The following is a 12274-nucleotide window of genomic DNA, read 5'->3' on the forward strand; positions in this document are numbered from 1 at the left end:
CATCATGACGGATGAGTCAGCCTAAAAAATGGGCTTGTTCACGCTCGCGGCATTTCTCCGTGAAAATCATCCAAAAGAGCCTATTGACCTTGCCACGATGGGAAGCCCTATCTTTTTTTTGTAAAGAGAAAAAGAGGTCATGCGCATGTCACAAATCCAGATACAGGCGAACCATTCGATAGCCATCGAGGGAATGACATGTGCCTCCTGCGTCGGTCGTGTCGAGAAGGCTATTGCCAAGGTGCCGGGGGTCGTCAAGGCTTCGGTCAATCTTGCGACGGAGCGCGCCGATATTGCTTTTTCAGGAGCGCCCAACGTTTCGGCCGTTGTCGATGCCGTGCGAAATGCAGGCTATAGCGTCGACGAGAAAACCATCGAACTCGATATCGAGGGCATGACTTGCGCGTCCTGTGTCGGCCGTGTCGAAAAGGCGCTGAAGGCCGTTTCCGGTGTCTCCGACGCGAGTGTCAATCTCGCAACGGAGCGCGCCACCGTCCGCGTCGCCGGCAATGCCGTCTCTGCCGCCAGGCTGGCCGAAGCAATCAGCCAAGCCGGTTACAAGGCAAACGAGATCGTCGCCGACAAGGCCAAGGGTGACGAGCCGGACCGGCGCGAAGCCGAATTGCGCGGTTTGAAAATCAGCCTGGCCACCGCTGTTGCCCTGACGCTGCCGGTCTTCATTCTGGAGATGGGCTCGCATCTTGTGCCCGCCATCCATGATTTCGTGATGGAAACCGTCGGCATGCGGGAAAGCTGGTATCTGCAATTCGCGCTGACCACGCTTGTCCTCTTCGGGCCGGGCCTGCGGTTCTTCAAAAAAGGCATCCCCGCACTTCTGCGGCTGGCGCCAGATATGAATTCGCTGGTGGTGCTGGGCACTGCCGCCGCCTGGGGGTTCTCGGTCGTCGCCACCTTCGTGCCCGAAATCCTGCCGAGAGGCACGGCCAATGTCTATTATGAGGCCGCAGCGGTGATCGTCACGCTTATCCTGCTCGGCCGTTTCCTCGAGGCGCGCGCCAAGGGCCGCACCAGCGAGGCGATAAAGCGGCTCGTCGGCCTGCAGGCCAAGTCCGCCCGCGTGATGCGCAATGGTGAAATCATCGATGTGCCGCTGCAGGATGTTGCGACCGGCGATGTCATCGTCGTCCGTCCCGGCGAGAAAGTGCCAGTCGATGGTCTGGTGCTTGATGGTTCTTCCTATGTCGACGAATCGATGATTACAGGCGAACCAGTGCCGGTGACCAAGACGGCTGGGTCCGAAGTCGTGGGCGGTACGGTCAACAGAAACGGCTCCTTCACGTTCCGCGCCACGAAGGTCGGCGCCGACACGCTGATCGCGCAGATCATCCGCATGGTCGAGGAAGCGCAGGCCGACAAACTGCCGATACAGGCGCTGGTGGACAAGGTGACCAACTGGTTCGTGCCTGCAGTCATGCTCGCTGCACTCGTCACCTTCATCGTCTGGTTCATTCTCGGACCGGACCCGGCCTTGACCTTTGCGCTGGTTAACGCCGTCGCTGTCCTCATCATCGCTTGCCCCTGCGCCATGGGCCTTGCCACCCCGACCTCGATCATGGTCGGAACCGGCCGTGCAGCCGAAATGGGCGTGCTGTTCCGGCGCGGCGATGCTCTCCAGACTTTGCGTGACGCCGATGTCATCGCCGTCGACAAGACCGGCACGCTGACGCTCGGCAAGCCGACACTGGTGCATTTCACCACGACAGAAGGCTTCGATCAGGATGAGGTGTTGCGCCTTGTCGCCTCGCTTGAGAGCCGTTCCGAGCATCCCATAGCCGAAGCGATCGTCGAGGCGGCGAAACATGGTGGCCTGACGCTTGCCGACGCGGCCGGCTTTGAGGCGACCCCCGGTTTCGGCGTTGCGGCAACGGTTGACGGCCGCAAGGTCGAGGCGGGCGCCGACCGCTTCATGGTGAAGCTCGGTTACGATATTGCGAAGTTCGCCGACGATGCCGACCGGCTGGGCAGGGAAGGGCAGTCGCCGCTTTATGCCGCTGTCGATGGCCGGCTGGCCGCCATCATCGCTGTTGCCGATCCGATCAAGCCGACGACCCCGGAGGCGATAGCAGCGCTGCATGCGCTTGGTCTCAAGGTCACGATGATAACAGGCGATAACCGCCGCACGGCCGAAGCCATTGCCCGCCGTCTTGGTATCGACGAAGTGGTGGCGGAAGTGCTGCCTGACGGCAAGGTCGAGGCCGTTAAAAGACTTGCGGCCGATGGCCGGCGGGTGGCCTTCGTCGGTGATGGCATCAACGATGCGCCGGCCCTTGCGGCGGCCGATGTCGGTCTGGCAATCGGCACGGGTACGGATGTCGCCATAGAAAGCGCCGATGTGGTATTGATGTCTGGCGATTTGCGCGGTGTCGCGAATGCCATTGCGTTGTCCAAGGCGACGATCCGCAACATCCGCCAGAACCTGTTCTGGGCCTTTGCCTATAATGCCGCACTCGTTCCCGTGGCGGCCGGAATATTGTATCCTGCCAACGGTGTTCTGCTGTCGCCTGTCCTTGCAGCCGGAGCCATGGCGCTTTCCAGCGTGTTTGTCTTGACCAACGCGCTGCGTCTCAAAAGCTTCCGCCCGCCGCTGCTTGACAGATCGTCCGGCATGCAACTCGCAGCGGCAGAATAGGGGGCGGATGTGATGACGCCTGGAAACACAGTCTATTTGCCACGTATCGGACGCAGCATTGTGGCAGCGCAGGGCGAGACCGTCCTTCAGGCCGCCCTTGCCGCCAGAATTTCCTATCCGCACGGCTGTCGCATGGGCCGGTGCGGGGCGTGCAAATCGCACCTCGTCTCAGGCGAGATCGACCTTCTCAAGCATACGCCCTTTTCGTTGACAGAAGAGGAAAAGGCGGAAGGACTGACACTCGCGTGCCGCGCCGTGCCGTTGAGCGACGTGACGATCGGCTGGCTCGACGGTGAGGATGAGTTTGCCGATATTCCGGCCGGCCGCTTTGATGGCGTCATCGCGGAAGCGGTGGATGCGACGCATGATATCAAGCTCATCCGCATCAGGCTCGACGATCGCGAACTGTTTACCTTCAAGGCCGGCCAATATGTGCGCCTGCTTTATCCGGACTGTTCGCCGCGTGACTATTCCATTGCCAGCCGCATCGATGAGGACCTGATCGAATTCCATATCCGGCATGTCCCCGGCGGCGTCACGAGTGGCCATATTTTCGCGAACGCCAAGGCGGGTGACCCTGTCGTGCTGGTCGGTCCCTTCGGGGCTTCGTATTTGCGGGAAAAGCATTGCGGACCGATCCTCGGCATTGCCGGCGGTTCGGGGCTGGCGCCGGTGAAGGCGGTGGTAGAGGCAGCGCTTGCCACTGATCGCACCACGGGCCGGGAACGCCCGATCCATGTCTATTTCGGCGCCCGCGCCGAGCGTGACCTCTATATGGTCGACCGTTTCGAAGAACTTGCCGTAAGCCACGGCAATCTGAGCTTCGTTCCGGTTCTCTCGAATGAAGACCATGCGCAGATACGGCGCGGTTATGTCGGTTCCGCCGTGGCAGACGACTTCGACGATCTCGATGGCTGGAAAGCCTATCTGGCCGGACCGCCGGCGATGATCGAGGCAACGGTGCCGCAGCTCCTGGCAAGGGGCATCCGCACCGCCGACATTCATGCAGACGTGTTTTTCACCCCGGAAAGATAGGAGCAGGATCGATGAACATTGGTACAGCCGCCACCGCATCCGGTGTTTCCGCAAAGATGATCCGCCACTACGAGACGATCGGGCTGATCAAATCCGCAAACCGCACGGAATCCGGTTATCGGGTCTACACGACCAACGATCTGGAGACGCTGCGTTTCATCCGCCGCGGCCGCGACCTCGGTTTCTCGATCGAAAAGATCAGGCAGCTCATGACCCTGTGGCGCGATCCCGGCGGTGCATCCTGCGACGTCAAGCGCATCGTCATGGAACATGTCGTAGATCTCGAGGCCAAGATGCATGCTCTTCGGGAGATGGCCGACACGCTGCGAAATATCGCGACCTATTGCCCTGACAATGGTGAACCGGATTGCCCGATCATTCAGGATCTTGCCCAATCTGAAGACCCCGATTTTACGCCGGTGGCGATCCTGCCCAAGCGTTCCGGCATGCTGAAGGGCACGTCCGGTGTGGTGACGGATTTGCCGCGCCTCATGAAATAAACCGCATTTCCCCGGCGGGGACCGATCATCAATTGCAGTGCAATGGCCATTTTCGGCGAAGGAGAACAGGCAATGTGGATACAGATAATACAACGCTTCCTTATTCTGTGCCTTATGCTGATGATCGTCTCCGTCATCGCGTTTCTTTTGCCCTACATGGCCGGTGGCGATCCTGCCCGCACCATTCTGTTTTCGCGCATGCGCGATACGGCGCTCGATCCGCATGCAGTCGAGGCCCTTCGGTTAAGCCTCGGGCTCGACCGGCCGCTTTACGTCCAATATTTCGCATGGCTGTCGGGCGCGCTGCGCGGTGATCTGGGCTTTTCCTTCACCAGCAGCCAGCCGGTGGCGGGTGAGCTTTTGCGCTCTCTCGGCGTGTCCGTGACATTAGCACTGACGGCGCTGGCGATTGCGGTCGCCGTCGCCCTGCCGCTCGGCACGTTGGCGGCGATGCGTCCGGGTGGCCGGCTGGACAATTTCGCAACGCTGATGATCCAGACCTTCGTTGCCACGCCGGAATACTGGTTTGCGCCGATGTCGGCGCTCGTCTTTGCGCTTTATCTCGGCTGGTTGCCGTCCGCGGGCTGGGATAGCTGGCGCTCGCTGGTGCTTCCCGCTTTGACATTGACGCTGCGCCCACTGGCCTATTTCACGCAGGTGACGCGCGCCGCCATGGCTGAGGTTCTGCGCGCGCCTTACATCACGGCGGCCCGCAGCCGCGGTCTCGGCATGCATGGCACGGTCATGCGCCACGGCATTCGCAACGGTTCGCTTCCGATCGTCACCTTCTTTGCCCTGTGGCTTGCGGGCCTGCTTGGCGGATCGGTGGTCGTGGAGGTGATATTCGCCATCCCCGGAATGGGCCGGCTTCTTTACGACGCCGTGGTCAATCGGGACATCCCCATGCTGCAGGGCGGTTTCATCTGCATCGTCGCCCTTTCCATCCTGATCAATACCCTGGCCGATGGCCTCTATGTCCTGATCAATCCAGCAATGCGAGGTCAACATGACCATTAGTCACTTCCCGAGCGCGCCGGTAGCCGCCATGCCAATGACCTTGCCCAAGCGCCCGTCGACACTTTTCCGGTTCACGGATTTCATCCGCCGGCGGCACTGGACGTTCTACGCGGGTTCGGCGATTTTTCTCGTCATCATCGTGCTGCTCGTCATCGCGCCGTGGATTTCGCCCTATAATCCCGCGCAGCAAAGCCTTCGCCTGCGATTGAATGCGCCAAGCGCCGCCTACTGGCTGGGCACTGACCATCTTGGGCGTGATGTTTTGAGCCGGTTGCTTATCGGCGGACGCTTCACGGTCACGATTGCCGCCATCACCGTCATCCTGTCGGTCGCCATCGGAACATTTATCGGCATCATCAGCGGTCGCAGCCGCGGCGTTGTCGATGAAGTCCTGATGCGGGTGGTGGATCTGCTCATCGCCATCCCTGACGTGGTGATCGCCATTTTCCTCGTCGCCATCTTCGGCCCGGGATATGGAACGTTGATCGCGTCGCTGACGATCGTCGGCTGGACACCTTTTGCGCGACTGGCACGCGGACTGACGCTTTCGATCAATTCCCGAGAATATATGCGCGCCGCCGAGGTGCTTGGATGCACACGCCGCTTCATTATTTTCCGGCATGTCATTCCCAACACGATCTGGCCCATCGCAGCAGTTGCCTTCCTGCGCTTCGGCCACAAGCTGATCACGGTGGGCGGACTGTCGTTTCTCGGCCTCGGCGTGCAGCCGCCTGCCGCAGACTGGGCGCTGATGCTGGCCGATGCGCAGGCCTATGCGGAACGTATGCCCATTCTCGTGATCGCACCGGGTCTGGCGATTTTCCTGTCGGCGTTGAGCGTGACATGGATCGGCCACGGCCTGAACATGGATACCAGGAAACCGAACGGCCATTGACGCCTGCGGTTAGAGCAATGACCGGCACCCGCGCCGATCAAACATACACAGGGCACGATAGCCCCAAGGAGAGTATTATCGTCTGAAGCCGCTTGAAAATACGCCCATGCCTCCGATGCAATAATAATAAGGGGAACTCTTATGAATATCGAAGGACACACGCATGCCAATACGGCCATCGCCCCGGAGCGGACACCGCTTCTGGAAATCGAGGATCTGCACGTTTCGGTGCCGTCTGCAAATGGCCGCAAGTTTGTTATCTCCGGTCTGACGCTCTCCGTCGATGCCGGAGAGGTCGTTGCACTGGTCGGCGAATCCGGATCCGGCAAGAGCATGACGGCTCTGTCGCTGATGCGGCTGTTGCCGCACGGCGCGGAAATCAACTCCGGCCGCATTTCCTTTGCCGGGCGCGACATTCTTGCTCTCTCGCCCTCCGAGCTTGATGCGTTGCGCGGCGCCGATATCGGAATGCTTTTTCAGCAACCGCAGGCCATGCTCGATCCGACCAGCCGGGTCAGGACGCAGGTCGCCGAGCCACTGTGGGTCCACCGCAAGATGAGCCGGCATGCGGCACTGGGCCGGGTTGTCGGCATGCTGTCGGATGTCGGAATTCCCGATCCGTCGGCGCGGGCGCAATGCTTCGCACATGAACTCTCCGGCGGCATGGCGCAGCGCGTCATGATTGCTGCGGCACTCTCCGGCAATCCGCAACTGCTGATCGCCGATGAACCGACGACGGCACTCGATGTCACCGTCCAGGCACAAATATTGCGCCTGCTCGACGATGAGCGTCGGAAGCGGCGGCTTGCCACGCTGCTCATCACCCATGACCTCTCGGTCGTTGCCGCTTTCGCGGACCGGATTGCGGTGATGTATGCTGGGCGCATTGTCGAGGAGGGGCCGACGCAGGCAATCCTCAAGGCGCCGCAACATCCCTATACCAAGGCGCTCATCAGCTGCTCGCTTCTGACGACCGACAGCGAGGGGCAGCTGCTGACGATCCCCGGCTCCAGCTCGCAGGCCCATGACATGTCCTGCGGTTGCCGTTTCCATCCCCGCTGCGCGCTTGCACAGTCGGCCGGCATGGGCGGCCGTTGCATGGCAACGGAGCCGGATCTGAATGCCTTGCCGGAAGGCCGCAAGGCGCGGTGCTGGGCGGTCGACGACGACCATGCCGGCAGCCATGCCAGTCACACAGTCTGCTGAAGGAGGGTTGCGATGCTATCGACAGTGAAAACACCGAACCAGCCTCAGGCGGATGGCAAGATCAAGCCCTATGTGGTCGCAAACAACCTGTGCAAATATTATCCGATATCGGGTTTCGGCAATCGCGTGGTCAAATCCGTGGACGATGTTTCCCTCACGATCGGCGAGGGCGAGGTTCTTGGTCTCGTTGGCGAATCCGGCTGCGGCAAAAGCACTGTCGCCGGGCTGATAACGCGGTTGACCAACGCGACGAAAGGCGAGGTCAGCATCGGAGACCACGATATTCTGCACATGCAGGGCGAGACGCTGCGGCGCATGCGCCGTGTCGTGCAACTGGTGTTCCAGGATCCTTATTCCGCGCTCGACCCGCGCATGCGCATAGGGCAAAGCATGGAAGCGCCGCTTGCCCAGCACGGCATCGGCACGCGCGAAGAACGCATCGCGCGCGTGTTCAAGATGCTGGAGGAGGTCGGCCTCGATGCCTCCTATTATGACCGTTATCCGAGCCAGTGCTCCGGCGGGCAGTTGCAACGCGTGGTCATAGGACGCGCGCTTCTTCTCAATCCAAGCTTCCTTGTGTGCGACGAACCGACATCGGCGCTCGACGCCTCCATGCGTACGCAGATCCTGAACCTGCTGATGGACATGAAGCGTCGTCATGGTTTGACGGTGCTGATGATTTCCCATGACCTGCGCGTAGTGCGTTATCTCTGCGACCGTATCGCGGTGATGTATCTCGGGCGGATCGTTGAAATCGCCGACCGGGATGAGCTTTTCCGGGCGCCTAAGCATCCCTATACGAAGGCTCTTATTGCCTCGTCGATGCTTGATGAAACCGGACTATATGCACCGGAAATGCTTCTGGATGGTGATTTGCCAAGCCCGCTCAATCCTCCAAGTGGCTGCAAGTTTCACACCCGCTGCAAATATGCGACGCAGATTTGCAGCGAACAGGAACCGGTTCTGGAAGACGTCGCCGGGGAGCATTTCGCTCGTTGCCATCACTGGCGCGAATGGGGTTGAGAAGCAGCGCGGTTACATTCTTCTGGTTCTGTAAAAACAGATGAATCGTGCGTTTATGAATTAATATCGGAATTAAATTCCGAGTATAAAAACATAAAATGAATGATATTCAAGCGGATGTTCGTGGAGCGTCCGAAGGATATTCTTGTGTCTTTCGAGATCTATTTTTACGAAGATCTTAAATCTCGTAAGACGACTGACTTTTGAGCGTTGTCATCAAAAATAAAAGGGGAATATTCAATGATAAAGCACGTACTTTTGGCGACAAGCGCCATTGTGGTCTCTTTTGGAACGCAAGCGGCGACGGCCGGAACGATCACCTATGACGATTATACCGGCGTCAAGACCGGCTGGCAGATGGCTTCCGACGATGCCTATCTCGGTTCGCGCGCAGGGTGTTTCGAAAGCATGGTCCGCGTCGGCTATGACACCGCACTGGAGCCGGGCTTGGCCGAATCCTGGACACAAACCTCACCGAAGGTTTGGGAGTTCAAGTTACGCAAGGGCGTGAAGTTCCAGAACGGCGAGCCGCTTAATGCAAAAGCCGCGGTCAATGCGCTCACCAATCTTCTGAAAGCGCCCGTTCCGGCCCGGGCCTTTTCGCCTAAGCTGGTCGCTGCCGTCGAGGTTGGTGGCGACGATATCGTGAAGATCACGACCATCGAGCCATCGGTGCTGCTGCCGGCGCAAATGGCAAGCCCGGCGACTTCGATCCTCGCGCCATCCGCCTATAAGGACGGCAAGGTCGATCCGATCGGAACCTGCACCGGACCGTTCAAGATCACCAAGCTCGATGCCAGCCAATATATGGAACTGACGGCGAACCATGACTATTGGAACGGTATGCCGAAGCTCTCGGGCGGCCGTGTGAACTTTATTCCGGATGCCGATACCCGCGCCACCCAGATAAGAAGCGGTGAAGTGCAGATTTCGCGCGTGATTCCACCTTGGGCGGTAAAGACCATTGTAGCCACGAAGGGTGTCAAGGTTGCGCCAATTACCGTGCCCCGGATTACGGAAATGCTGCTCAATAATTCGAAGCCGCCGTTCAAGGACATCAAGGTTCGGCAGGCGATCCGGGCCGCCATCGACACCGCCGGTATTGCCGACAGCATCTATGAAGGCATGGTAAAGCCCGCAACGATGCCCTTCGCACCGGGAGAGCCGTGGGCGCCGCAAAACGTCACGCCCGCTTATGACATAGAGAAGGCAAAGGCTCTGCTGAAAGAGGCGGGCATTGCCCCCGGCAGCCTGAAGCTGACACTTCTGGCCTATACTGAAAGAACCGAACTCAAGGATGTTGCCGCCGTTATTCAGGCCCAATTGCAGGAAATCGGCATCAAGGTCGATGTTCGCGTTGCTGATTACACTGCGATCGAGCCCGATCTCCTGTCCGGCAATTTCGACATGGTCCTTCTGTCACGCGGTTATGCCACCGATGTTGCAGAACCGGTCGGGTTCCTCAACGCCGACTATACCTGCGGAGGCGGCTACAACATCTCCCATTATTGCAGTGAGGAGACGGACAAGCTGATCAAATCGGCCTATATGGCGGCTGAGCCGGCCAAACGTTACGCCATCTATGCCGAGGCGGCGAAGCGGATTTACGACGAAGCCGTCACCGTCTACCTCGTCCATGAGACCGCTTTCGATGCCTATTCGGACAAGGTCGAAAACTTCAAGCCGCATCCGATCAACTACTTTATCATGACCAAGGATCTGGCAGTGAAATAGGCCAATGTGACATTGCTGACGAGATATGGCCCGGCTCGAAAGAGCCGGGTTTTGCCTGTTGACAGGCCATCGCCCACACTCAACGTCATCCTCGTCCTAAGGATCTTTCCACCTATCGTAAGATCAATAGGTATCAGATGCCCGGACAGGCCCAAGCATGATGAAGGACAGGTTTTCAGACCTTGTCAGCCGTTGAAAATATGAATTTCAGGAACCGGGAAAACCTCCACTGTCATCCCCGGTCGAAAGGGAGAGGCACTTGCCGCGGGAGGTATGGAGAAGGACGAACGTTGGTATCGTCCAGCGGCTGTCACGCAAGCTCGGCGTGAAGCGGGGGCAGGCAGGTCGATCCGGCGGCAGGGATGAAGGCCGCCGCCGGCATCTCGTCAAATCAGGCGCGCGCCTCTGGCGTATAGCCTGCAGCGGTGATGATTTCAGCAATACGTGCCGCGTCGGAGACGCCGCCAACCACAACCGTGCGGCTTGCCGGATCAGCATGAACGGCGGCGCCGGGGACGGTCTTTTCGATTGCGCCCTTGATCACACCGGCGCAGTGACCGCAGGTCATGTCTTCAACGTGGAAAGAAAGGTCGGCATCAACAGGTGCGGCAGCGGTTTCGGGGTGATGCTGGTGGGCGGTGCACATAGGCGGTTCTCCTTGGGTTGGAACTCGTAACAGCAGGAGCCTGGACTATTCCAACGTGGGAAGGTCAAGCGCTTTATTAAGGCAGCCAAAATAAGCGCACCGGCATTTTAGTTGCGCCAGAAAATCGGCATCAGCAGCACGAGAACGGTGAGGATTTCAAGACGTCCAAGCAGCATCAGGACAGACAGGAGATAGAGCGCCGGATCACTGATCGTGGAGAAATTGCCGACAGGCCCGATGATCGGGCCGATGCCAGGGCCGACATTGGCAAGTGCGGTCGCAACGCCCGAGGTCGCAGTCAGGAAATCGTAACCCATCAGGCTCATGGCAAGGCTGCCGGCGATCCAGAGCGCGATGAAACAGCTGACGAAAAGGAAGATCGTCCGGATCGTGTCGGGATCGACCACCTGCTGCCCGTAACGGACCGAATAAACGGCGTTCGGATAGATCAGCTTTTTGAGGCCCGCCCGAACGACATTGAACATGATCAGAAAACGATAGGCCTTGATACCACCCGCCGTCGAGCCGGAGCAGCCGCCCATGAAGGTTGCGAAAAATGCAACGACGACAACGAACGGACCCCACAGCGTGTAGTCGTCGCTCGCAAAGCCACCGGTCGAGAGGATTGATGTCATGTTGAAGAAGGAGTGGCTGAGCGCAGTATCCAGCGGTACGCCGTTTCTAAGGTGGTGATAAACGCCGACTGCGATGGAAATCGCGCAGAGATAGCCAAGGAAGACCGCTATCTGCGGGTCGCGCAGCGTCTCCAACCTGCGGCGCACCGCAAGCAGGATCATCACCGAGAAGGGCAGGCTGCCGAAGATCAGGAAGATGGTGGCAATCCAAAGCAGCGCCGTGTTGTTGAAATAGGCAAACGAGGCGTCGTGGGTGGAAAAACCGCCGGTCGCAACCGTCGACATGGCATGGTTGAGGGCATCGAAATGCGACATGCCAGCAAAATCGAAAGCCACCGTGCAGGCGATGGTCATGATGATGTAGATCGCCACGAAAGCGCGGGTGAAGCTTGCCAGCCGCGCGAAGGGCCGGTCATTGCCGGTGTCGGATGATTCCATGCGGAAGAAGGTCATGCCGCCAACGCGCAAAAGCGGCAGGATGAAGAGGCCAAGCGCGACAATACCGATGCCGCCGAGCCAACAGAGCAACGACCGCCACAGAAGTATGCCCTGCGGCGCATTATCGAGGCCGGATATGGCGGTCGATCCCGTCGTTGTGATGGCCGAGACCGATTCGAAAAGGGCCTGACCGGGCGTCAGGTCAAGCTCGGACAGATAGAGCGGAACCGCTCCGACAATGGAAAATACAAGCCAGAGCACGTTGACGAGCAGGAAGCCGAAACGTTTATTGAAGGACGCGATCGGTGCGCGCGTGGCCAGCGCACAGGCAAGTGCAAAGCCGCCGCACATGAAGCCTGAAAGCGCAAACACCGTCCAGTCGTCATTGCCGTAATAAAGGTCCGTCAGCGCGGGCAGGAACATGGCCGTCGCGAGATAGAGCCCGAAGATGGACGCCACATATATGACCGAGCGCAGAAGATTGCTGTTCAAGAA

The 12274-nt window shown here is 59.2% G+C and carries 10 protein-coding genes; 8 read left to right on the forward strand and 2 right to left on the reverse strand.

The features are described 5' to 3' along the window. The first annotated feature begins 145 nt into the window (after positions 1-145). From GH784_RS18245 to GH784_RS18280, 8 genes are all read left to right on the forward strand, one after another. Positions 146-2650: a heavy metal translocating P-type ATPase gene (locus tag GH784_RS18245; RefSeq protein ID WP_065704980.1), complete on the forward strand. Its 2505-nt coding sequence runs from the start codon at positions 146-148 to the stop codon at positions 2648-2650. Positions 2651-2662: 12 nt separating this feature from the next. Then, positions 2663-3685 (forward strand): 2Fe-2S iron-sulfur cluster-binding protein, encoded by a 1023-nt coding sequence (locus GH784_RS18250; protein ID WP_065704746.1) that lies wholly within the window; start codon positions 2663-2665, stop codon positions 3683-3685. An 11-nt stretch (positions 3686-3696) separates the two neighbouring features. Further along, entirely contained in the window at positions 3697-4185 is a 489-nt protein-coding gene (gene cueR, locus GH784_RS18255; RefSeq protein ID WP_013635893.1) for a Cu(I)-responsive transcriptional regulator, read from the forward strand. A 72-nt stretch (positions 4186-4257) separates the two neighbouring features. Further along, the gene (locus GH784_RS18260; RefSeq protein ID WP_003512536.1) at positions 4258-5202 is read left to right on the forward strand and encodes an ABC transporter permease; all 945 of its coding nucleotides are present in this window, start codon (positions 4258-4260) and stop codon (positions 5200-5202) included. Next, positions 5192-6097: an ABC transporter permease gene (locus tag GH784_RS18265; protein ID WP_013635895.1), complete on the forward strand. Its 906-nt coding sequence runs from the start codon at positions 5192-5194 to the stop codon at positions 6095-6097. The genes GH784_RS18260 and GH784_RS18265 overlap by 11 nt, the downstream gene beginning before the upstream one ends. A 141-nt stretch (positions 6098-6238) precedes the next feature. Continuing rightward, positions 6239-7303: an ABC transporter ATP-binding protein gene (locus GH784_RS18270; RefSeq protein WP_003512538.1), complete on the forward strand. Its 1065-nt coding sequence runs from the start codon at positions 6239-6241 to the stop codon at positions 7301-7303. 12 nt (positions 7304-7315) lie between these two features. Continuing rightward, a complete protein-coding gene (locus GH784_RS18275; RefSeq protein WP_065704744.1) occupies positions 7316-8326 on the forward strand; it encodes an ABC transporter ATP-binding protein in 1011 nt (336 codons plus the stop codon). A 240-nt stretch (positions 8327-8566) separates the two neighbouring features. Continuing rightward, the gene (locus GH784_RS18280) at positions 8567-10060 is read left to right on the forward strand and encodes an ABC transporter substrate-binding protein (protein ID WP_065704742.1); all 1494 of its coding nucleotides are present in this window, start codon (positions 8567-8569) and stop codon (positions 10058-10060) included. Positions 10061-10451: 391 nt separating this feature from the next. On the opposite strand, the gene GH784_RS18285 is transcribed toward GH784_RS18280, so the two are convergent. Then, positions 10452-10706, reverse strand: coding sequence for a heavy-metal-associated domain-containing protein (locus GH784_RS18285; protein ID WP_003496638.1), 255 nt, complete (start codon positions 10704-10706; stop codon positions 10452-10454). A 107-nt stretch (positions 10707-10813) separates the two neighbouring features. Next, on the reverse strand, positions 10814-12271 hold the full coding sequence (locus GH784_RS18290) for a TrkH family potassium uptake protein (RefSeq protein WP_003512541.1): 1458 nt from the start codon (positions 12269-12271) through the stop codon (positions 10814-10816). Positions 12272-12274: the final 3 nt, after the last annotated feature.

Origin of the sequence: Agrobacterium tumefaciens (assembly GCF_009649785.1) — a bacterium.
GTDB lineage: Bacteria > Pseudomonadota > Alphaproteobacteria > Rhizobiales > Rhizobiaceae > Agrobacterium > Agrobacterium tumefaciens.

Excerpts from the sequence above, each read along its gene's own strand:
- GH784_RS18245 (WP_065704980.1), top strand. The coding sequence starts at position 146 with ATGTCACAAATCCAGATACAGGCGAACCATTCGATAGCCATCGAGGGA.
- GH784_RS18250 (WP_065704746.1), top strand. The coding sequence starts at position 2,663 with ATGACGCCTGGAAACACAGTCTATTTGCCACGTATCGGACGCAGCATT.
- cueR (WP_013635893.1), top strand. The coding sequence starts at position 3,697 with ATGAACATTGGTACAGCCGCCACCGCATCCGGTGTTTCCGCAAAGATG.
- GH784_RS18260 (WP_003512536.1), top strand. The coding sequence starts at position 4,258 with ATGTGGATACAGATAATACAACGCTTCCTTATTCTGTGCCTTATGCTG.
- GH784_RS18265 (WP_013635895.1), top strand. The coding sequence starts at position 5,192 with ATGACCATTAGTCACTTCCCGAGCGCGCCGGTAGCCGCCATGCCAATG.
- GH784_RS18270 (WP_003512538.1), top strand. The coding sequence starts at position 6,239 with ATGAATATCGAAGGACACACGCATGCCAATACGGCCATCGCCCCGGAG.
- GH784_RS18275 (WP_065704744.1), top strand. The coding sequence starts at position 7,316 with ATGCTATCGACAGTGAAAACACCGAACCAGCCTCAGGCGGATGGCAAG.
- GH784_RS18280 (WP_065704742.1), top strand. The coding sequence starts at position 8,567 with ATGATAAAGCACGTACTTTTGGCGACAAGCGCCATTGTGGTCTCTTTT.
- GH784_RS18285 (WP_003496638.1), bottom strand. The coding sequence starts at position 10,706 with ATGTGCACCGCCCACCAGCATCACCCCGAAACCGCTGCCGCACCTGTT.